General features: G+C 71.4%; 18 protein-coding genes and 1 tRNA gene. 7 read left to right on the top strand and 12 right to left on the bottom strand.

Annotation, left to right across the window (positions count from 1 at the left end; translation table 11 throughout):
- Positions 1 to 6: 6 nt before the first annotated feature.
- Positions 7 to 1,041: a phosphotransferase family protein gene (locus ADL01_RS14120; protein WP_053742427.1), complete on the bottom strand. Its 1,035-nt coding sequence runs from the start codon at positions 1,039 to 1,041 to the stop codon at positions 7 to 9.
- 174 nt (positions 1,042 to 1,215) lie between these two features.
- Positions 1,216 to 1,518: a hypothetical protein gene (locus ADL01_RS14115; protein ID WP_053742322.1), complete on the bottom strand. Its 303-nt coding sequence runs from the start codon at positions 1,516 to 1,518 to the stop codon at positions 1,216 to 1,218.
- A gap of 160 nt (positions 1,519 to 1,678) precedes the next feature.
- Here ADL01_RS14115 and ADL01_RS14110 point away from each other — a divergent pair, with 160 nt between their 5' ends.
- Positions 1,679 to 2,632, top strand: a complete 954-nt coding sequence (locus tag ADL01_RS14110; RefSeq protein ID WP_053742321.1) for an NADP-dependent oxidoreductase — start codon at positions 1,679 to 1,681, stop codon at positions 2,630 to 2,632.
- Between the two features lie 45 nt (positions 2,633 to 2,677).
- Here the strand turns inward: ADL01_RS14110 and ADL01_RS14105 are convergent, their stop codons facing one another.
- The 4 genes from ADL01_RS14105 to ADL01_RS14090 are packed head-to-tail and all read right to left on the bottom strand — an operon-like array spanning position 2,678 to position 4,889.
- Entirely contained in the window at positions 2,678 to 3,016 is a 339-nt protein-coding gene (locus tag ADL01_RS14105) for a DUF202 domain-containing protein (RefSeq protein WP_053742320.1), read from the bottom strand.
- Entirely contained in the window at positions 3,013 to 3,405 is a 393-nt protein-coding gene (locus ADL01_RS14100; RefSeq protein WP_053742319.1) for a YidH family protein, read from the bottom strand. Before ADL01_RS14100 ends, ADL01_RS14105 begins: the two co-directional genes overlap by 4 nt.
- Before the next feature lie 11 nt (positions 3,406 to 3,416).
- Positions 3,417 to 3,941: an NUDIX hydrolase gene (locus tag ADL01_RS14095; protein ID WP_234354625.1), complete on the bottom strand. Its 525-nt coding sequence runs from the start codon at positions 3,939 to 3,941 to the stop codon at positions 3,417 to 3,419.
- Between the two features lie 54 nt (positions 3,942 to 3,995).
- Positions 3,996 to 4,889, bottom strand: coding sequence for a DMT family transporter (locus ADL01_RS14090; protein ID WP_053742317.1), 894 nt, complete (start codon positions 4,887 to 4,889; stop codon positions 3,996 to 3,998).
- 352 nt (positions 4,890 to 5,241) lie between these two features.
- On the opposite strand from ADL01_RS14090, the gene ADL01_RS14085 reads away from it, so the two are divergent.
- From ADL01_RS14085 to ADL01_RS14070, 4 genes are all read left to right on the top strand, one after another.
- On the top strand, positions 5,242 to 6,192 hold the full coding sequence (locus ADL01_RS14085; RefSeq protein WP_053742316.1) for a hypothetical protein: 951 nt from the start codon (positions 5,242 to 5,244) through the stop codon (positions 6,190 to 6,192).
- Positions 6,193 to 6,259: 67 nt separating this feature from the next.
- Positions 6,260 to 7,807, top strand: coding sequence for an APC family permease (locus ADL01_RS14080; protein ID WP_053742315.1), 1,548 nt, complete (start codon positions 6,260 to 6,262; stop codon positions 7,805 to 7,807).
- Between the two features lie 103 nt (positions 7,808 to 7,910).
- Positions 7,911 to 8,672, top strand: coding sequence for a molybdopterin-dependent oxidoreductase (locus tag ADL01_RS14075; RefSeq protein WP_053742314.1), 762 nt, complete (start codon positions 7,911 to 7,913; stop codon positions 8,670 to 8,672).
- Positions 8,656 to 9,309, top strand: coding sequence for a cytochrome b/b6 domain-containing protein (locus tag ADL01_RS14070; protein WP_053742313.1), 654 nt, complete (start codon positions 8,656 to 8,658; stop codon positions 9,307 to 9,309). Before ADL01_RS14075 ends, ADL01_RS14070 begins: the two co-directional genes overlap by 17 nt.
- Before the next feature lie 236 nt (positions 9,310 to 9,545).
- Here ADL01_RS14070 and ADL01_RS14065 read toward each other — a convergent pair whose 3' ends face one another.
- Positions 9,546 to 10,094 (bottom strand): gluconokinase, encoded by a 549-nt coding sequence (locus ADL01_RS14065; protein WP_053742426.1) that lies wholly within the window; start codon positions 10,092 to 10,094, stop codon positions 9,546 to 9,548.
- 95 nt (positions 10,095 to 10,189) lie between these two features.
- Between ADL01_RS14065 and ADL01_RS14060 the strand changes: the two genes are divergently transcribed.
- Positions 10,190 to 10,891, top strand: coding sequence for a FadR/GntR family transcriptional regulator (locus ADL01_RS14060; RefSeq protein WP_053742312.1), 702 nt, complete (start codon positions 10,190 to 10,192; stop codon positions 10,889 to 10,891).
- A 42-nt stretch (positions 10,892 to 10,933) separates the two neighbouring features.
- Here ADL01_RS14060 and ADL01_RS14055 read toward each other — a convergent pair whose 3' ends face one another.
- The 5 genes from ADL01_RS14055 to ADL01_RS14035 form a co-directional block, all read right to left on the bottom strand.
- Positions 10,934 to 11,380, bottom strand: a complete 447-nt coding sequence (locus tag ADL01_RS14055; RefSeq protein ID WP_078960512.1) for a YchJ family protein — start codon at positions 11,378 to 11,380, stop codon at positions 10,934 to 10,936.
- 80 nt (positions 11,381 to 11,460) lie between these two features.
- On the bottom strand, positions 11,461 to 12,867 hold the full coding sequence (locus ADL01_RS14050; RefSeq protein ID WP_053742310.1) for a M1 family metallopeptidase: 1,407 nt from the start codon (positions 12,865 to 12,867) through the stop codon (positions 11,461 to 11,463).
- Between the two features lie 91 nt (positions 12,868 to 12,958).
- Complete coding sequence (locus ADL01_RS14045; RefSeq protein WP_053742309.1) at positions 12,959 to 16,834, bottom strand: Pls/PosA family non-ribosomal peptide synthetase; 3,876 nt, start codon at positions 16,832 to 16,834, stop codon at positions 12,959 to 12,961.
- A 272-nt stretch (positions 16,835 to 17,106) separates the two neighbouring features.
- A complete protein-coding gene (locus tag ADL01_RS14040; protein ID WP_107090886.1) occupies positions 17,107 to 18,354 on the bottom strand; it encodes a ricin-type beta-trefoil lectin domain protein in 1,248 nt (415 codons plus the stop codon).
- A gap of 264 nt (positions 18,355 to 18,618) precedes the next feature.
- Positions 18,619 to 18,703 (bottom strand) — tRNA-Leu (locus tag ADL01_RS14035).
- A gap of 146 nt (positions 18,704 to 18,849) precedes the next feature.
- On the opposite strand from ADL01_RS14035, the gene ADL01_RS14030 reads away from it, so the two are divergent.
- A complete protein-coding gene (locus ADL01_RS14030; protein WP_405766281.1) occupies positions 18,850 to 20,226 on the top strand; it encodes a M20/M25/M40 family metallo-hydrolase in 1,377 nt (458 codons plus the stop codon).
- Positions 20,227 to 20,383: the final 157 nt, after the last annotated feature.

The following is a 20,383-nucleotide window of genomic DNA, read 5'->3' as shown; positions in this document are numbered from 1 at the left end:
GACGGGTCAGCCTTCCTGGAGACCTGAGTGAAGGGTGGTCAGGCCGTGCTCGATGAAGACGGGAACCAGGTCCCCGATGCGGTCGAAGCCCGCGCCGAGCGTCTGGCCCAGCGTGTAGCGGTAGTGGATGCCCTCCAGGATCACGGCCAGCTTGAACCAGGCGAACGCCGTGTACCAGGAGACCGCCGAGACGTCCCGCCCCGAGCGCTCCGCGTACCGTTCGATCAGCTCGGCCGGGGTGGGGTGTCCGGCGGCCTCGGCGGTCGTGGAGACGGGGGAGTCGGGCGCGCCCAGCGGCATGCTGTACATCACCAGCAGGCCCAGGTCGGTGAGCGGGTCGCCGAGCGTCGACATCTCCCAGTCGAGGATCGCGTTGATCCTGTCGTCCGCGCCGATCAGGACGTTGTCCAGCCGGTAGTCGCCGTGCACGATCGCCGGGGCGCCGGAGTGGGGGAGGGCCCGGCCCAGCGCTGCCTGCAGTTCGTCGATGCCGGTCAGCTCGCGGTTGCGGGAGGCGTCCAACTGCTTGCCCCAGCGCCGCAGTTGCCGGTCGAGGAAACCCTCGGGCCGGCCGAAGTCCGCGAGGCCCACCTCGGCGGGGTCGACGGCGTGGAGCTCCACGAGCGTGTCCACCAGCGACAGCACCACCTCGCGGGTGCGCGCGGCGCCGATCGGGGCGAGCTCCCCGGCCGTACGGTACGGCGTGCCCGGCACGAACTCCATGACGTAGAACGGGGCTCCGAGCACCGTGTCGTCCTCGCACAGCAGCACGGGACGCGGGACCGGTACGGCGGTCGGACACAGGGCGCTGATCACCCGGTGCTCGCGCCGCATGTCGTGCGCGGTGGCCAGGACATGGCCGAGCGGAGGGCGTCGTACGACCCACTGGGTGGTGCCGTCGGTGACCGCGTAGGTGAGGTTCGACCGGCCGCCCTCGATCAGCCGGCCGGTCAGCGGGCCGTGCACGAGTCCGGGGCGTTCGCCGTCGAGCAGGCCGCGCAGCCGGCCGAGATCGAGACCTGGCAGGTCGTCCGGGGGCATCATTGCTCCTACGCGTGCGGAAACAGGACCTGCCTCATGATGCCGACCGGTCGGTATGTCGTCCAGTGGGTGAGCGAAAAGTGACCGGCGTCTCGCTTCCTGTGTACGGAAGGAGACGCCGGCCAGGTGGAGCGAGGGAGCGGCGAGGCGTGTGGCCTCAGTGGCCGGGTGCGGTCAGTGGTCGTCCCAGTGGCCGTCGTGCGCGGCGTGCCGGTGGCCGTCGTGCAGGTAGTCGACGTGGCCGCCGTGCAGGACGCTCGAGTGTCCGCAGCCGTCCCCGTGCGCATGGCTGTGGCTGTCGTGCTCCACGTGCTCGGCGGGCTCGCACTCGTCCCAGTGGTCGCTGTGCGCGCGGTGCAGATGGCCGTCGTGCGCGTAGTCCACGTGGTCACCGTGCGGCACCTCGGTGTGGCCGCAGTCCGCGCCGTGGGTGTGCTCGTGGGTCGAGTGTTCCTGGTGGACAGTGGGGTTGCTCATGGTGCTCGCCTTCGGACATTCGTGGGTAGGGAACAGTGCGAGTGCGGATGCTGACAAGGGGACAGGCTGCCACGCAATCCACCTATATCGGGCGATTCGACTTGCGTGGCGGCCGCGCACGCCGGAGGGTCGGGCTTGAGGAAACCGGAGGACCAGACATATGAAGGCCATCACCTACAGCCGGTTCGGCGGTCCCGACGTCCTGGAGTACACGCCGGACGCCCCGGATCCCACGGTCGGGCCCGACTCCGTGCTGATCAAGGTGCGGGCGGCGTCGGTCAACCCGGTGGACTGGAAGTGCCGCGAGGGCCACCTCGCCGGCCTCCTGGACGCCGTCTTTCCGGTGACCCCGGGCTGGGACGTCTCCGGGGTCGTGGTCCGCCCGGGCATCTCCGTCTCCGAGTTCGCCGTGGGCGACGAGGTCATGGGCTACGTACGCGAGGACTTCCTCTCGCGCGGCACCTTCGCGGAGTACGTCGCCGCCCCGGTGCGCACCCTCGCCCGCAAGCCCCGCAACCTCTCCTTCGAGGAGGCGGCCGGGCTGCCGTTGGTCGGGCTCACCGCCTATCAGGTGCTCGCCAAGGCGCTCGGCGTCCGCACGGGCGAGACCGTCCTCGTGCACGCGGCGGCGGGCGGGGTCGGCTCCGTCGCCGTCCAGCTGGCCCGGCGCCATCTGGGCGCGGCGCACGTCATCGGCACGGCGAGCACGCGCAACCACGACTTCGTGCGCGAACTGGGCGGCGACCCGGTGACGTACGGCGAGGGGATGGCCGACCGCATCCGGAAACTGGCCCCGCGAGGCATCGACGCGGTGTTCGACACCGTCGGCGGCGACACGCTGAGGGACTCCGTGGACCTGCTCGCTCCCGGGGGCCGCCTGGTGTCGATCGCGGATCCGGAGGTCGTCGGCTTCGGCGGGCGCTACTACTTCGTACGCCCCGACGCCGCGGATCTCGCGCACCTCGCCGACCTGGCCGAACAGCAGGTGTTCTCGCTGCATGTGTCCGACACGTTCCCCCTGGAGCGCGCGGCGGAGGCGCACAGGCTCAACTCGGAGGGCCGTACGAAGGGCAAGATCGTCGTCACCGTGGACTGGGCCGAGGAGGCCCAGTAAGCCGATAGGGATCAGTCCTGGGAGCCAAGGGAACTGCCCTGAGCCTCACAGGACAAGCAGCGTCCCGCACACCGCCAGGGCGACCGTGCACAGGGCCGCCGCGGCGGCGTGCCGGGCGGCGAGCGGCGGCGGACCGGTGCCGTCCGGCTCCGAGAGCGTGCGGATCCTGCGGTGGGCGACGGCCAGGAAGCACAGCCACAGGGCGCAGCACACCGCGCAGACGGTGACCCCGACCGCCGACGGCCCCCCGTGCAGCGCGGTCCTCCCGGCGAGCAGGGCGGCGACGGTGCTCGACAGCGTCGTACGCCGCCACGCCAGCCGGGTCCGCTCCGGTTGCAGCCCGGGATCCCGCGCCCCCGCCACGCTCACCCCGGCCTCGTTCACCCGTTCCCCCGGGCCAGCACGACGACCACCATGGCGACCGCGACCACGGCGACCGCGAGGCTCAGCAGCGCCGGGAAGCGGGACACCGGCAGGTTCTCGCCCCGCCGCATCGCCCGCTCGCACCGCACCCAGTGGTTGACGGCCCGCAGTGAGCACAGCACACCGGCCGCCAGCAGCGCGAGGGCCAGCCCCACGCGCCAGGCCCAGCGCAGGTCGGGCAGGAACTGGTCCACGGCGAAGCCGCCGCCGATCAGTGCCAGCGCGGTACGCAGCCAGGCCAGGAACGTGCGTTCGTTGGCCAGGGAGAAGCGGTAGTCGGGGGTGCGGCCCTCCTCGCCGATCTCCTGGGGGGCGAACCACAGGCGGACGTTCCGTGCGAAATCGATCACGTGTAGGAACCTTACGGCTTCCCGGTCGAGCGGTACGCCTTGAGGTGCTCGTACGCCGCCAGGCCGTCCGGCACCCACTCCCACTCGCCCAGCCGCCGTTCCACCTCGTCCTCCGGCAGGAACGCGTGCCAGGCGACCTCCTCCACCTGCGGGTGGACGGGCAGGTCGCAGCGGACCTCGTACACCGCCGACCACCAGCTCCGGCCCGCGCCGTCGTCGTACAGGAACGTGAGGAGGGGCTCGGGGCGGGGCAGGCCCGTGACGCCGAGTTCCTCCTCGGCCTCCCTCAGGGCCGCGCCGTCGTACGACTCGCCCGCGCCCACGACGCCGCCGACGAACATGTCGTACAGGGAAGGAAAGACCAGTTTGGTGGGGGTGCGGCGGTGCACGAAGATCCGGCCTTGGGCGTCCCTGGCCTGGATGAAGACGCAGCGGTGGCGCAGCCCGCGCGCGTACGCCTCGCCCCGGGGTGCCTGGCCGATGACCTCGTCGTTCTCGTCGACGATGTCGAGGATCTCGTCAGCGGGAGTGTTCATGCCGTCCATCCAAGCCCATCCCGCGCCCCCCGCTCCTCTCCATTCCCGTGCGGTTCAGCGTGGCTGGAGGTCGCGCCCGGGTCTGCTCGGTGTGGTGCCGCTCGGCATCGCCGGGTGGAGGCCCAGGAGGATGATGCCCACGACCACCGCCGCGAGGCCCGCCGCCTCCCACGCCAGTGCCCCGGTGTCCGTCCGCAGCCGGTCGCCGAGGAGGCCGACGCCGCAGACGATGCCCGCCAGGGGCTGGGCGGCCGTGAGGGCGGGCAGGGACATGCGCAGCGGGGCGGTCTCGAAGGCGCTCTGGACCAGGACCAGGCCGGTGAGACCGAGGAGCACCACGGCGTACGGCTGCCAGCCGGTGAGGAGGTGGGGCAGGCCGCCCGCCGAGAAGCGCTCGCCGCTGACCCGCGTCAGGGCGTCCTGGACGCCGTAGAGGAGGCCCGCTGCCAGGGCCAGCAGTACGGGGCCGGCGCTGAGGCGGGAGCGTTTCGCGTACGTCGTCAGGAGCAGGGCGAGGCCCAGCATGGTGCCGATGATCAGCCAGTGGCGCCAGGGGTTCGTGACGGCCGTGCCGCCGCGCGGTTCGCCCGCCACGATGAACGCGGTCACCCCGCCCGCGAGGAGCGCGAGGCCGGCCCAGCCCTGGCGGCCCAGTGGCTGCTTGGTCTGCCGGCGGGAGAGCGCGAGCGCGAACAGCAGGTTCGTCGCGAGCAGCGGCTCCACCAGTGACACCTCGCCCTGGCTCAGCGCGATCGCGCCCAGCACCATGCCCGCCACCATCAGACCGATGCCGCCGAGCCAGCGGGGCATCCGCATCAGGTCCAGGAGCAGCCGCGGGGAGAGGAAGTCGCTCAGGGGTGCTTGGCGGGCCGCGTTCTGCTGGAGGACGAATCCCAGGCCCAGGCAGCACGCGGCGCACACGGCGAGAGTCAGAACCAGAACGGACACGCGGGGTACCTCGAAGACGGGGCAGATTGTGGGGTCTGGTAATAGCCGACTGTAGCCGCCCCGGGTCGGTCCCGCCCCGGAGATGTGACGGAATCGTGTGCGCCCCGGCCGCGACCGCGTTCCGGTGGTGACTCTGTCGCGACTCAACGTGATATCGCCGGGGATGGCGGTGTGTGCCGGGCTATGTCAGCCCTCAGGTCAACTGTCCGCTACCCATGGGTAATTGACACGCGTGGCATCCCTGACCGGCCTTGACGTGAAGCATTCGTGGAGGGTTTGCTGTCCGTGATCAATCGACGGCCGTCGTTCGACCACCGTCAGCTAACCGCGTCGTGTGAGGAAGTTCCCCGCGGTGTCTCCACCTCCACCACCCCTGGGCCGTGGCCGCAGACGCGCCGTCCAGGCCTTCGACGCCGCGCTCGACGACGCCGAACTCGTCGTCGCGCGCACCGCGCTGGCCCAGGGGCGCTGGCAGGCCGTCCGCGCGCTGCTCGCCACCACCGGCGACGACTGGGACCGCCGGGGGCACCGGGTCACCGTCCTCGCCCTGGAGTCCGGCACCGCCGCCTGGGCCCGCGACTGGCTCCTGGCCGAACCGGAGTCCGGCGACGCCGCCGTCCTGCTCGCCGCGGCCACCGTCCAGCGGAGCCTCGCCGGCAAGGACAAGCCGGACCTGGCCCGCGACGCCTGCCACTCCGCCGCCGCGCTCGTGCCCGATGACCCCACGCCCTGGCTCGGGCTGCTCCAGCTGGAGCGGAACGTGGGGGCCGAGGACGTCGTCGTACGACTGTTCGACGAGGTCCGGCGCCGCTCCCCGGAGCATCACCACGCCCACCATCTGATGATCGCGCGCCTCGCCGAGCGCTGCGCCACCGCCGGGCCCGACCCGCTGCACGAGGTGTACGACTTCGCCCACTGGGCCGTCGAACAGGCCCCCGCCGACTCGCCGTTGGCGATCCTGCCGGTCGTCGCACACGCCGAGCGCTACCGCGTTCTCGCCGCCGCCGGGCTGGAGTCCACCGACCCCGCGTCCTCCGGGCACTGGGTCGGGCGCCGGGCCCGCCAGGTGATGAAGGCCGCCTTCGACTGGTGGCTGGAGTGGGAGCGCGACGACCATCCGCGCCGCCTGATCGACCTCAACTTCCTTGCTCACGCCAAGTTCTGCGAGGGCCGGGGTGCGGAGGCCGCCGCCCTGTTCCACCGCATCGGCCCGCACCAGACCCCGGAGCCGTGGTCCTACCCGGACCGCGACCCGCACACCGCCTTCCGTGCCGCCCGCGCCGGCGCGCTCGGCACGGCGTAACGCCCCCGCGGCCGGCCACACCTCGCACCACGGAAATTTCCGTCGCCCCCGAAAGGACAACCCCGCGATGACGACGGGCAGTTCGAGCACGAGCAGACCAGGCGCCGACAGCGGCGGCATCAGTACGTTCAAGGGTCAGGACCGCGCACTGCGCGCCGACCGGCTCGGCACCGGAGGGCTGCTGCTCTCCGTGCTCGCCGCGACCGCGCCCCTCATGGTGGTCGCTGGTGTCATGCCCACCACATTCGCGGTGATGGGCATCGTCGGCCAGCCCCTCCTCTTCGTCGTCCTCGGCGTCGTTCTCGTCCTCTTCAGCGTCGGGTACGCCGAGATGAGCCGCCACGTCCACAACGCGGGCGCCTTCTACGCGTACATCTCGCGCGGCCTCGGCGGCACCGCCGGGGCAAGCGCGGCGATGCTCGCCCTCGTCGCGTACAACGCCCTCCAGATCGGCATCTACGGCATCTTCGGGTTCGAGGTGTCCGGGCTGTTCTCCACCTACCTGGACACCGAGATCGCCTGGTGGATACCGGCGTTGCTCGGCGTGCTGGCCGTGGGCACACTCGGTTGGCTGAAGATCGACGTCAACGCGCGGGTGCTCGGCGTGCTGATCGTCATCGAGGTCGCCCTCGTCGCCATCTTCGACATCGCCGCCGTCGCCGACCCGGCGAAGGAGGGCCTGTCGCTGCACGCCTTCAACCCGGACACCCTGACCGGCGCGGGCGTCGGCACCGCCCTGTGCTTCTGCATCGCCGCGTTCACCGGCTTCGAACAGGCCCCCGTGTACGCCGAGGAGACGAGCCGGCCGCACATCCTGGTCCCGCGCGTGATGTTCCTCGCCGTCAGCTTCGTCGCCGTCTTCTTCGCGATCAGCTCATGGGCGTACACCGTGGCCGCGGGCCCCTCCGCGATCGTCGGCAGCGCGCGCAAGGAGAGCGCCGGGCTGCTGTTCACCCTCACCGAGTCCCGCCTCGGCGCCACCTTCACGGACGTCCTGCACGTCCTGTTCGTCACCGGCATGTTCGCGGCGCTGCTCAGCTTCCACAACGTCGTCGCCCGGTACGCCTTCGCCATGGGCCGCGAGGGACTGCTGCCCGCCACCTTCGGCCGCACCACCGGCGCGAGCGGCGCGCCCGGCACGGGTTCGCTCCTGCAGACCGGCGTGGCCGTCGTGGTCGTGACCGCCTTCGCGGTCGCCGACGACGGGCCGGTGGGCGACCCGACCACTCCGGTCCTGAAGCTGTTCACCTGGCTCGGCAACATCGGCGCCCTGGGCGTGATCCTGCTGATGGCCGCCGCCTCCCTCTCCGTCATCGTCTTCTTCGTCCGCCGCGGCGCCGCCGCCGCACAGGCCCGGCGACTGGCCACGGCCGCGCTCTCCGGCATCGCGCTGCTCGTCATCGCCTTCTACACGGTCAAGGACTTCGACGTCCTGGTCGGTACGGGCCCGGACTCCTCCCTCACCTGGCTGCTGCCCGGCATCATCGCCGCCGCTGTGCTCGGCGGCCTGGTCCAGGGCCTGGTCCTGCGGTCCCGCAAGCCCGAGGCCCACGCGCGCATCGGGCTCGGCAACGAGGCGTTCCAACTGGAGAAGGCGGCGGACTCGGCCTCCTGAGCGTCATTTCCGGAGTCGGCGCCACTTCCGGCGGGGTTACGGAAGTCTGACGTGCACCCGCGATTCCTGGCTCGAAAGGGGTCGCGGGTGTTCGAATGGATACGTGAACTCCGAACGACCCGAAGAATCCGCCGATCCCGGACGGTCCGACCCTCCGCAGGACCGGGGTAAGCCCATCGGCCGCCGGGTCCTTCTCGGCACCCTCGGGCTCGGCGCCCTGGGTGTGGTCGCCGCGCCCGGTCTCCAGCGCGGCATGGAGTCCTTCCTCGCCGGCGCGGCGGAGAAGGACCCCACCGGCCTGACCGGCCTCCTCCCGAACGGCGGCGGCTTCCGCTACTACTCGGTGACGTCCTCCGTCCCCCGTAAGAACGCGGAGAACTACCAGCTGAAGATCGACGGTCTCGTGGACCGACCCGCCACCTACACCCTGGCCGACCTGCGCGCGATGCCCCAGACCAGGATGGTCAAGGACGTCCAGTGCGTCACCGGCTGGCGAGTGCCCGGCACCCCCTTCGAGGGGGTAAGGCTGTCCCGGCTCCTGGACGCCGCCGGAGTGCGCTCCTCGGCCGGCGCGGTCCGCTTCACCTGCTTCGACGGCGCCTACACCGAGAGCCTCACCCTCGACCAGGCCCGCCGCGCCGACGTCCTGGTGGCCCTGCGCATGCAGGACAAGGACCTCGGCCACAGCCACGGCGGCCCGGTCCGCCTCTACGTCGCCCCCATGTACTTCTACAAGTCCGCCAAGTGGCTCTCCGGCATCACGGTCACCGAGGACGTACGAGCCGGATTCTGGGAGAACCGTGGGTACGACATCGACGCCTGGGTCGGCAGATCGAACGGACGCGACGATGAGCCCACGAGCTGACGCCCCGGCGCACCCCACGTCCGAGGTGCGCCGCTTCGGCCGTTCCCAGAAGTGGGTGCACCGCGCGACGGCCGCGCTGATGGGCGTGTGCGTGGCGACGGCGGCCTGTCTGTACATCCCCCAGTTCGCGGAACTGGTCGGCCGCCGTGAACTGGTGGTCCGGGTCCACGAGCTGGCGGGCCTCGCGCTGCCGGTACCCGTGCTGGCCGGCCTCGCCTCCCGTGGCTTCCGCGCGGACCTCGGCTTCCTCAACCGCTTCGGCCCGCACGACCGGGTCTGGCTGCGCGCGGCCCTACGACGCGACAAGCGGCACTCCGCACGCCCGGCCGGCAAGTTCAACGCGGGCCAGAAGATCTACGCGTCCTGGATCGCGGGCGCCACCCTGGTGATGCTGGGCACGGGTCTGCTCATGTGGTTCACCCACCTCACCCCGCTGATGTGGCGCACCAGCGCGACCTTCGTCCACGACTGGCTGGCGCTCACCATCGGCATCGTCCTGGCCGGCCACATCGGCATGGCCCTAGCCGACCCGGAGGCCCGCAAGGGCCTACGAACGGGCTCCGTGAGCAAATCCTGGGCAACCCGAGAACACCCCCTGTGGCACCCCGAGAACAACAACCACGCCGACCCCGACTGACGCATCCCAGGGCCGCCAGAGGCGCCCTGAAGGGACGCGGGGAACTGCGCAACCACCCACGACGGACCCGCACCCGACCATGGCACCGCCAGCCCCCCGGGCGACGGGCGTGAGCGCTCTCTCCTCCGGCGCCAGGGCCGCCCCTATAGGGGCGCGGGGAACTGCGCGACCACCCACGACGGACCCGCACCCGACCATGGCACCCCCATCCCTACGCCCTGGCATCGAACGCCGAGTCACCACGAAGACGCCGCCGGCCGCGCCTCGGGCCCGTCGAGCTCGCCAAGCGCGGCCATGGCACGGCCGGCGATCTCCTCAGGGCCGCCGACCACACTCACCGCGACCCCCACCTCGTCCGCGTCGAGCGGCTCAAGCGCGGCGAACTGGGACTCAAGCAGCGCCGCCGGCATGAAGTGCCCCTGCCGGTGCGCCATCCGCTCCTCGATGAGCGCCCGGTCACCGGCGAGATGCACGAAGACCACGCCGGGCGCGGCGCCCCGCAGCCGGTCCCGGTACGCCCGCTTCAGCGCCGAACTGCTCACCACCCCACCGAGCCCGGCGCGGCCGTGCGCCCACTCGCCGATGGCGTCCAGCCAGGGCCACCGGTCGTCGTCGGTCAGCGGCGTACCGGCCGTCATCTTGCGGATGTTGGCCGCAGGATGGAAGTCGTCGCCCTCGGCGTACGGAACGCCGAGCCGGGCCGCGAGCAGGGGACCGATCGTGGTCTTCCCGGTGCCCGCGACGCCCATGACCACGACGACATGAGGGGTACGTGTCTGCTGCATGGACGCAATGAAACGCATGAGGTAAGACAAATTCAAGGCCCATGTTGAATAAGTCTGACTTTATAGAGGCGTGACGTGCCCAGTACTCTGAGTACATGAGCACACCGGGTCGAGGGCTGCACGGCCACGTACTGGAAACCCTCGGACCCGCGATCACCGCAGGCGAGTACCCCCCGGGCAGTGTTCTGCGCACGGACGAACTGGCGCAACGGTTCGACGTGTCACGCTCGGTGATGCGGGAAGCGGTCCGCGTCCTCGAGTCGATGCACCTGGTCGAGTCCCGCCGCCGGGTCGGCGTCACGGTCCGCCCCAAGGCCGAGTGGAACGTGTACGACCCTCAGGTCATCCGCTGGCGGCTGGCCGGCACCGACCGCCCGCAGCAACTGCGCTCCCTCACCGTCCTGCGCTCCGCGATCGAACCGGTCGCCGCCGGCCTGGCCGCCAAGTTCGCCACCGCCGAGCAGTGCGCGCGGCTCACGGAGTGCGCACTGGGCATGGTGGCCACCTCGCGCGGCCACCAGCTGGCGGGCTACCTCGTCCACGACATGGCCTTCCACCGGGCGATCCTGGAGGCTTCCGGCAACGAGATGTTCGCCCGCCTCGGCGATGTCGTCGCGGAGGTCCTGGCCGGCCGCACCCACCACGAGGTCATGTTCGAGGACCCCGACCCGGCCGCCGTCACCCTGCACGTACAGGTCGCGGAGGCGGTCCGCGAGGGCGACGGCGAGCGGGCGGAACGGCTCGCCCGGGAGATCGCGGTCGGGGCCCTCCAGGAACTGGACATCCTCGCGCCCTAGAAGGCCGAGCAGGCCTAGAAGCAACGCCGTACGGCGTTGGGCCTAGAAGTCCTGGGCGCCCTGTTCGCCCTCGTCGACGTCCCCGTCCACGTACACCCACGCCCCGTCGACCCGCTCGAACCGGCTCCGTTCCCGCAGGCATCCGCCCCGGTAGGAGGCCCGGAAGGTCACCGTGCCGATGGTGTGGAACGCCGTACCGTCGCCCGTCTCGAGGATCTCCAGGCCCGTCCACCGCATCCCCGGGTCGAATTCGACCCGGGCGGGACGGGTACGCGGATGCCAGGTGCGCAGCAGATACGGCTCGTCCCGCTTCACGAAGGCGCTGTATCGGGAACGCATCAGGGCTTCGGCGGTCGGCGCCGTCGCCTCACCCCGGAGGAATCGGCCACAGCACTTCTCGTACGTCTCCGCGAGACCGCACGGACATGGGGAGCTCTGAACAGGGGCGGAGGGTCGCTGGCGCCTGGGACGCGCGGTACGTCGGGACATGGCCGCCATTCTGCATCCCCACGCCCCCGACAGGGGCGCGGGGAACTGCGCGACGAGCCACAACGCACCCGCACCCAGCACTACGCAGTGGCGGACGGCGGATAAGAGGGCCGGGCAGGCACCCGTGGCCCTCCCCCCGACGGCGAAGGCGAGGGTGACGGTGACGGCGCCGGCAACGAAGGCAACGCCCCCTCATAAAGCCACGCGGCGAACAACTCGTCCAAGGACTCCGGAGTGAACCGGGACGCATACGCCGTGAACGTAGCCGTACTCACCGACCCACCCCGATGCAGCCCGGCCCACCCGCGCAGCATCCGGAAGAACGCCTCGTCGCCCAGAGCGCACCGCACCGCGTGCACGGCGAGCCCGCCCCGCTGGTACAACCGGTCGTCGAACATCAGCTTGCGCCCGGGATCGGCGAGCCGCAGGTCCTGCGGCCGCCCGGACAGCAACCGATGCGCGATCGCGGCGAGTTGCTGCGCACTGCGCCCCCCGGACCGCTCCGACCACAACCACTCCGCGTACTTGGCGAACCCCTCGTTCAGCCAGATGTGCCGCCAGTCCGCGATGGACACACTGTTGCCGAACCACTGATGGGCCAGCTCGTGCGCGACGAGGCGTTCCGAACTCCGGGCACCGTCCACATGGTTGGCGCCGAACAGCGACAACCCCTGCGCCTCGACGGGCACATCGAGTTCCTCCTCGGTCACCACGACGGCGTACTCACCGAACGGATACGGCCCGAAAAGCTCCTGGAACAGCTCCATCATGGCGGGCTGGCGCGCGAAGTCCCGGGAGAACTCAGGGAGCAACTCGGCCGGGATGTGCCCGTGTTGGGGCACACCGCCCAGCCCGGGGTCACCGAGCAGCACGGTCTGGTACTTCCCGATGGACAGCCCGATGAGATAGCTCGACGTCGGCGCCGACTGCTCGTACACCCACGTGGTGGTCGACGCCTTGGTCGTCCGGGTCAGCAGCCGCCCGCCCGCCACCACCGCGTACGCGGACGGCGTGGTGATCGAGATCTGGTAGGACGCCTTGTCGGCGGGCCGGTCGTTGCACGGGTACCAGGAGGGCGCCCCGATCGGCTGGCTCGCCACCAGCGCCCCGTCCTCCAGCTCCTCCCAGCCGAGCCCGCCCCAGGGACTGGCGACCGGCTTGGGATTGCCCGCCCAGTGCACCTCGACGGTGAACGCGGCCCCCGTCCGCAGCGGCTTCGCGGGGCGGATGCGCAGCCGGCCGCCCCGGAGCGTGTAGTGGGCGGCCTTGCCGTCCACCCGTACCCGGCCGATCTTGAAGTCGCCCAGGTTCAGCTGGAACTCGGCAAGCGGGGACCGGCCCGCTATGGCGTTGATCCGGGCCGTGCCCGCCAGCCGGTTCGGGCCGGGGCGGTAGTCCAGCGCGAGTTCGTACCGGTGCACCCGGTAACGGGCGTCACCGTTGGCCGGAAAGTACGGGTCCGAACCCACTGTCTGCTGAACGCTCACTGCTGAGTCTGCTCCCTGCGCTGTGCTCGAACGTGGTGCCGGAGATGAACCCATCCCCGCTCCGGTACCCGAACGAGCCGCGCCCACCGTTTCAGGAACGCCATGACTCGATCGGGTTGCCCAGCCAGCGGGTGTCGTCGGGAACGGACTCCGCCGCCATGACCAGCGACGCGGGACCCAGAGTGGACCGGGCCCCGACCGTGGAGCCGGGCAGGACGATCCCGCCAGGACCCAGCGTCGCGCCCTCACGGAGGACCACAGTATCCGTCCGCAAGATCCGGTCGTGGAAGAGGTGTGTCTGGAGCACGCATCCGCGGTTGACGGTGGACGCGTCCTCCAGGGTCACCAGGTCGGTCTCGGGCAGCCAGTAGCTCTCCACCCAGACCCCCTTTCCGATGTGCGCGCCGAGCCCCCGCAGCCACGCCGACAGCACGGGCGTACCCGGCACGGCACCGGCCAGCCACGGCACGGCGACGACCTCGACGAAGGTGTCCGCCAGCTCGTTGCGCCACACGAACCCGCTCCACAGCGGATGCTCACCGGCGCGGTGGCGCCCCACGAGTACCCACTTGGCGACGATGGACAGCAGACAGGCGAGAACGCCGACAGCGAGCAGTACCAGTCCGCCCACCAGCCAGAACCACGCGCCGAGCACACTGAACGCGGCCACCGTCAGCACGGCCAGTCCCGCCGAGCAGAACACCGGCACGATCCGGAACAGCTCCACCAGCGCCCGCGCCCACAGCAGATGCGCCGGGGGATCGTACGTACGGCTCTGGTCGCCGCCGCTCGCCGACCGGGGCAGCTTCATGGGCGGCAGGCCCAGGTACGAGCTGCCCTTCTTGGCCTTCTTCGGGGTGGCCGAGAGGACCCCGACCAGGCCCCCGTCGGGCACCGACCGGCCCGGCGCGGTCATCCCGGAGTTGCCCAGGAAGGCCCGCCGCCCGATCTCGGCCCGCCCGATCCGCAGCCAGCCACCACCGAGCTCGTACGGCGCGGTCAGCGTGTCGTCGGCCAGGAACGCGCCCTCGCCGACGGTCGTCAGGCTCGGCAGCGCCAGCACTGTCGACACCTCGGCGCCCCGCCCGATCCGCATCCCCAGCAGCCGCAGCCACACCGGCGTGATCAGCCCGGCGTACAGCGGGAACAGCGTCTCGCGGGAGCGGTCCATGAGCTGCGTGACCGTCCACGCCTGCCAGCCGATCCGGCTGTGCGTGGGATGCGTACCCTCACGCAGACCCAGACTCAGCAGCCGTACGGCGATCAGCAGCATCAGCGCGTACGCGAGACCGAACGCCAGGGTGGCCGGCACCAGCGCGAGCGCGATGCCCCGCAGAGCGGTCCCGAGCCCGGCGTCCGGGTCGACGAACAGGCCCGTGACCAGCAGCGCGACCGCGCCCGCCAGGACCGGCAGCGCGCTGAGCGCGAACCCGGCGAGGCCGTACATGGCCCGCCAGGCGCGCCCGCGCTGCGGACGCTCCTTGGGCCAGTTCCGCTTCGCCTTGCCGAGCTTCACGGCCGGCGCCCCGGCCCAGCGCTGCCCGGTCGGCACCGTCCCGACGACCGCCGAACCCGGCGCCACCTCGGCCCGCTTACCGACCCGCGCCCCCGGGAAGAGCAGGCTGCGCGTCCCGACGACAGCGTCGGCACCCACCTTGACCTGCCCGATCTCCAGCCGGTCCCCGTCGAGCCAGTGCCCCGACAGATCGACCTCGGACTCGACGGCGGCCCCACGCCCCAGTTTGATCATCCCCGTGACCGGGGGCAGCGAGTGCAGATCGACGTCCGCGCCGACCTTGCCGCCCAGCGCCCGCGCGTACCGCTCCAGCCACGCACCGGTCAGCGAGGTCGCCCCGCTGAACTCGGCGAGCCGCTCGGCGGTCCACAGCCGCAGATGCACACTGCCACCGCGCGGATACCGCCCCGGCTTCACACCGCGCAGCAGCAGCCGCGCCCCGCCGGCGGCGAGAGCGAGCCGTCCGGGTGGGGAGAAGAGCACGGCGGCACCGACGGTCACCGCCCACCACGAGGTCACCGGCGCCCACGGATAGGCCCCGAACCAGTGCAGTACGTTCCCGGCGGCGGCCAGCGCGACCGCCCACCGCAGGCCCATCAGCGTGAACAGCGGCACCAGCAGCAGCAGCTGCACGGCCTTGGCACGCAGGGGAACCGGCGCGATGACCCGGTCGGCGGCGTCGTCCTGCGCGGACTCCTCCAGATGCCGGGCGAGCTTGCGCAGCACGGGCTGCTGGTAGATGTCGAGGACGGCCGCGCTCGGATAGCGCATCCGCAGGCGCGTGGTCAGCTGGGCGGCGCCGAGACTGCTGCCGCCGATCGCGAAGAAGTCGTCGTTCGCGCTGCCCACGGGGATGCCGAGGATCTCGCCCCACTGCTCGGCGAGCCAGGCCTCGGTGCCGTACAGCTGGGCGGCGGGACCGGTCTCCATGCCCTCCAGCGGCCACGGCAGGGCATTGCGGTCGACCTTGCCCGACGTGCGCGTCGGCAGCTCGGCGACCGGCGCGAGCAGCGGCACCAGCGCGGCGGGCAGCTCGGCCCGCAGCCGCTCCACGGCGGCCGCCTGGTCCCAGCCGTCCTGCGTCACGACATAGCCGACCAGCAGCTGGTTGCCGCTGCGGGCGGTCCGTACGGCGGCGGCGGCACCGGCGACGCCGGGCAGCCCCTGGAGCGCCGAGTCGACCTCGCCCAGCTCGATACGGCGCCCGCCGAGCTTGATCTGCTCGTCGGCCCGCCCAAGGAAGATCAGCCCCTCGGGTTCGGCCTTCACGAGGTCACCGCTGCGATAGGCCCGCTCCCACCCGAGGGATTCGAGCGGCGCGTACTTCTCGGCGTCCTTCCCGGCGTCGAGATACCGCGCGAGTCCGACACCGCCGATGACCAGCTGGCCACTGGCGCCCATCGCGACGGGCTCCCCGGCCTCGTCGACGACCGCGAGCTCCCAGCCGTTCAGGGGCAGCCCGATCCGGATCGGTTCCGCGCCGGTGAGCAGGGAGGCACAGGCGACGACGGTGGCCTCGGTGGGCCCGTAGGTGTTCCACACCTCGCGCCCCTCCGTCACCAGCCGCTGCACCAGCTCGGGCGGACAGGCCTCCCCGCCGAAGATCAGCAGCCGTACGTCGTTGAGGGTCTCCGGCTCCCACAGCGCGGCCAGCGTGGGCACGGTGGAGACCACGGAGATCTCCTGCTCGACCAGCCAGGGCCCGAGGTCGGCGCCGCTGCGCACCTGGGAGCGCGGTACGGGCACCAGACAGGCCCCGTAGCGCCAGGCCAGCCACATCTCCTCGCAGGAGGCGTCGAAGGCCACGGAGAGGCCCGCCATGACCCGGTCGCCGGGTCCCACGGGATCGTCGGTGAGGAACAGCGCGGCCTCGGCGTCCACGAAGGCGGCGGCGCTGCGGTGGCTGACGGCGACGCCCTTGGGCTTGCCGGTCGAGCCGGAGGTGAAGATGATCCAGGCGTCGTGCTCGACGCCGGGCCGCCGCGCGGGCAGTTCGCTGCGGGCGCCCGGAACGGTGATCTCGTACGCGGCCCCGATGACGGCCCGTACACCGGCCTCCCCGAACACCAGCTCGGCCCGCTCGTCCGGGTCCTCGGCGTCCACGGGAACGTAGGCCGCCCCGGCGGCCAGCACGGCCAGGATGGCGACGTACAGCTCATTGGTGCCGGACGGCACCCGGACCCCCACACGGTCCCCGAGGCCGACGCCGGCGGCGCTCAGCCGGCGCCGTACGCTCTCCACCTCGGTGGCCAGCGCCCGGTAGGTGAGCGCGGTGGTGCCGTCGTCGAGGGCGGGCTCGGTCGGGTACGAACGTACGGCTGCGTCGAAGACGTCGACGAGCGTGCGCGGCGAGGCGGCGGGCCCCGCGGAGAAACGTGCAGTGTCGCCGAACCGCTCGCGGATCTCTTCGTCGAGCAGACCGAGAGCGTTGCTCTCGTGTATGGCTGCCATCAGTCCTCGCGTCTCGTTCCCGGAAACCTCCGGGTCGCTGGCGGGGCCCGCAGGAGTGCCTGGGGTTGTCCGATTCCAGCTCCGTTCCGTAACAAGCCGGAAATTTTAGTACGAGGCTAGGGTCGCGAGCACGCTTCTGCCAGGTGAGAGCGCCGCAAGGGGGTCCCGGCGGGGAGTGCCGGGGGCTTTGGCCGACGCCCTGACCTGGTGATCTTCATGGTCGCGCGAGCGGACGAGATATCGCCCACACCCGGCGAAAAACGGCTGACCGTTCAGCGCGCCGTCCACTTCTGGTTGGGCTGACCGTTGCACGTCCACAGCTGGAGCCGGGTGCCGTTGCTCTTCTTCTGGTCCTTCACGTCGACGCATTTGTTGGCCTGCGGATTCACCAGGTCGTTGGGCCCGGCGAGGATGAACCGCTGGGCCGGGTTGCCGCTGCATCTGGCCAGCTGGATGACCGCGCCCTCCGCGGAGGACCCCCAGGCCACGTCCATGCACAGGCCCATGGCGCGCACGGTGCCGTCCGACTTGAAGATCCACTTCTGCTGGGCCTTGCCGTTGCACGACCAGATCTCCAGCGGGGCGCCGTCCTTGCCCTTGTCGCCGACGACGTCGATGCACTTGTTGGACGCGTGGCTGAAGATGATCGCGCCGGGCACGACGGCGGGGGCCGGGGCGGGCTTGGTACCGCCGCCGCTGCCACCGCTGCCCGAACCGCCGCCGGTCGTCCTCTTGGGAGCGGATCCCGAACCGCCGCCCTTCGAACCGGAGGAGTGCTTGGACGTCTTGGGGCCGCTCCCGGAGCCCACGGGCCGGCTCTTGCTCCCGGTGCTTTCCTTGTGCTCGCTGGTTCCCTTGCCGCCTGAGTTCCCGCCCCTTCCGGCGCCCGAGGCAGCGCCGCCCGCCGCGTGCTTGTCGTCTCGGCTCGCTGGGCTCTGCGAGGCCTTCTTCGACGGCGTCGCCCGGTTCGCGTCCGGCGTCGGCTCGGCTGTCCCGACGGTGCCCGAAGTCACCGCGTCCAGCGGGTCGCTCAGTACGGTGTCCGCCGTACTGCCTCCGGCAGTGGTGCGGGCCGCGGTGTGGTCGTTGCCACGGTTGCTTATCAGGAACGGCACCGATATCAGGAGCGCGCCCGCGATGGCCGCGGCGGCCAGCATCGGCCGGGACGGCCGGCCCGGGTGGCCGGCCTGAGCTGCGGCGGCGCCGCCACCGTCGGAGTCGTCGCCGACGGTCACCACACCCGGCATGGCGACCGTGCCTGCCGTACCGGCGCCGACCGGAGCCTCACCCTCCGACTCCGCGTCCGCTCCGGGCGCCGGCTCCGGCTGTGACTCGGGGTCCGGCGCGGCCTCGGGGGCCGGCTCCGGGGAGGACACCGCTCCCGAGGCCGGCTTGGTCACCGGCGGGGCAACAGCCGCGGGGGCGGCTGCCGTTGAGGTCGGGTCCGGCGCCGGAGCTGCGGCACCGGAGTCCGGCTCGGCGGCTGCGGGCTGCCCTTGGGGAGCGTGTGCGGCGGTCATGACGTCCTCCTGGCGGAGCGGCAGTGGGGGGCCCGCTGGGGCATCGGGGTGCTAGGGCGTGCCAGGCGTCTCGAGGCAGGCGGGACTTTGCGGACACGGCCTAGGACCGTCGGCGATGACGGTCGACCCGGCCCAAGGGTATGCGCCACCGGTGCGGCACCCGTCGGGGAGATCCCCGAATACGGCCGTTCCAGGGGGAGTTGGACGTCGTGAAACGCAAAAAACCCCACAAAATGTGGGGTCTCGGCGACTGACGAGAGTAAGTGTCCGAGGGGGGACTTGAACCCCCACGCCCGATAAAGGGCACTAGCACCTCAAGCTAGCGCGTCTGCCATTCCGCCACCCGGACAAGGTGTCTGTCGCGCGGGGTTCCCCCCGTGGCGACGAAGGAAACATTACCAGGCTTTCCGGGGTGGCCGATCACCCCCTGTCGCGGCGTGAACGGTGTGTGACGGGCCTGGACCGGCCTTGGGGTGCGGCGGCCGGAGGGGGAGGATGAGGCGAGGACCACCAGCGGGAACAGTGGGAGGTAGCAGCGTGAGCGGGACGGGCAGGACGGACGCGGCGACGAGCGTCACCGGCGAGGACGAGGTCGTGGACCTCTGTCGCGAACTCATCCAGATCGACACCAGCAACTTCGGCGACCACTCGGGACCGGGCGAACGCAAGGCAGCCGAGTACATCGCCGAGAAGCTCGCCGAGGTGGGTCTGGAGCCGCAGATCTTCGAGTCGCACAAGGGGCGCGCGTCCACCGTGGCGCGTATCGAGGGTGAGGACCGGTCGCGGCCGGCGCTGCTCATCCACGGCCACACCGACGTCGTACCGGCCAACGCGGCGGACTGGACCCACCACCCCTTCTCCGGCGAGATCGCGGACGGATGTGTGTGGGGCCGGGGCGCGGTCGACATGAAGGACATGGACGCGATGACCCTCGCGGTCGTCCGGGACCGGCTGCGCACCGGCCGCAAGCCCCCGCGCGACATCGTCCTCGCCTTCCTCGCGGACGAGGAGGCGGGCGGTACCTGGGGCGCGCGGCACCTCGTGGACAAGCACCCGGACCTGTTCGAGGGGGTGACCGAGGCGATCAGCGAGGTCGGCGGGTTCTCCTTCACCGTCAACGAGAACCTGCGCCTGTATCTCGTCGAGACGGCGCAGAAGGGCATGCACTGGATGAAGCTGACCGTCGACGGCACCGCCGGACACGGTTCGATGATCCACAAGGACAACGCGATCACCGAGCTGTCGGAGGCCGTCGGCCGCCTCGGCCGGCACAAGTTCCCGGTCCGGGTCACCAAGACACTGCGGCACTTCCTCGACGAACTCGGCGACGCGCTGGGCACCGAGCTGGACCCCGAGAACATGGACGCGACGCTCGCGAAGCTCGGCGGTATCGCCAAGCTGATCGGCGCCTCGCTGCAGAACACCGCCAACCCGACCCAGCTGGGCGCCGGTTACAAGGTCAACGTCATTCCGGGCCAGGCCACCGCGCACGTCGACGCCCGCTACCTCCCCGGCTACGAGGAGGAGTTCCTCGCCGACCTGGACCGCATCCTCGGCCCGAACGTGAAGCGCGAGGACGTGCACGCCGACAAGGCGCTGGAGACCTCCTTCGACGGGGCGCTCGTGGACGCCATGCAGACCGCGCTGGTCGCCGAGGACCCGATCGCCCGGGCCGTGCCCTACATGCTCTCGGCCGGCACCGACGCCAAGTCCTTCGCGGACCTCGGCATCCGTTGCTTCGGCTTCGCACCGCTGAAGCTGCCGCCGGAGCTGGACTTCGCGGGCATGTTCCACGGTGTTGACGAACGGGTGCCGGTCGACGCGCTGAAGTTCGGGGTGCGTGTGCTCGACCGCTTCATCGGGGCATCCTGAATCCAGCGCCAGGTCTGGCTTCCAGCCTGGGTTCCAGCCTGTGTTCCAGGGGTTTCGGCGGGGGCCCAAGGCCCTTGAAAACGCCCGGAATTACCCGATTGAACGACACTCCAATAATCGTCCGCACGTGCGTGGCTGACTGAGAAGAGTGAATGCG

Source organism: Streptomyces sp. NRRL WC-3618, from assembly GCF_001280005.1.
GTDB lineage: Bacteria > Actinomycetota > Actinomycetes > Streptomycetales > Streptomycetaceae > Streptomyces.
Note: the sequence above shows the minus strand (reverse complement) of the source record. Positions and strands in the feature narration are given on the sequence as shown.

Coding starts and splice junctions, on each gene's coding strand:
- ADL01_RS14120 (WP_053742427.1), bottom strand. CDS start 1,041: ATGCCCCCGGACGACCTGCCAGGTCTCGATCTCGGCCGGCTGCGCGGC.
- ADL01_RS14115 (WP_053742322.1), bottom strand. CDS start 1,518: ATGAGCAACCCCACTGTCCACCAGGAACACTCGACCCACGAGCACACC.
- ADL01_RS14110 (WP_053742321.1), top strand. CDS start 1,679: ATGAAGGCCATCACCTACAGCCGGTTCGGCGGTCCCGACGTCCTGGAG.
- ADL01_RS14095 (WP_234354625.1), bottom strand. CDS start 3,941: ATGAACACTCCCGCTGACGAGATCCTCGACATCGTCGACGAGAACGAC.
- ADL01_RS14080 (WP_053742315.1), top strand. CDS start 6,260: ATGACGACGGGCAGTTCGAGCACGAGCAGACCAGGCGCCGACAGCGGC.
- ADL01_RS14070 (WP_053742313.1), top strand. CDS start 8,656: ATGAGCCCACGAGCTGACGCCCCGGCGCACCCCACGTCCGAGGTGCGC.
- ADL01_RS14065 (WP_053742426.1), bottom strand. CDS start 10,094: ATGCAGCAGACACGTACCCCTCATGTCGTCGTGGTCATGGGCGTCGCG.
- ADL01_RS14060 (WP_053742312.1), top strand. CDS start 10,190: ATGAGCACACCGGGTCGAGGGCTGCACGGCCACGTACTGGAAACCCTC.
- ADL01_RS14055 (WP_078960512.1), bottom strand. CDS start 11,380: ATGTCCCGACGTACCGCGCGTCCCAGGCGCCAGCGACCCTCCGCCCCT.
- ADL01_RS14045 (WP_053742309.1), bottom strand. CDS start 16,834: ATGGCAGCCATACACGAGAGCAACGCTCTCGGTCTGCTCGACGAAGAG.
- ADL01_RS14040 (WP_107090886.1), bottom strand. CDS start 18,354: ATGACCGCCGCACACGCTCCCCAAGGGCAGCCCGCAGCCGCCGAGCCG.
- ADL01_RS14030 (WP_405766281.1), top strand. CDS start 18,850: ATGAGGCGAGGACCACCAGCGGGAACAGTGGGAGGTAGCAGCGTGAGC.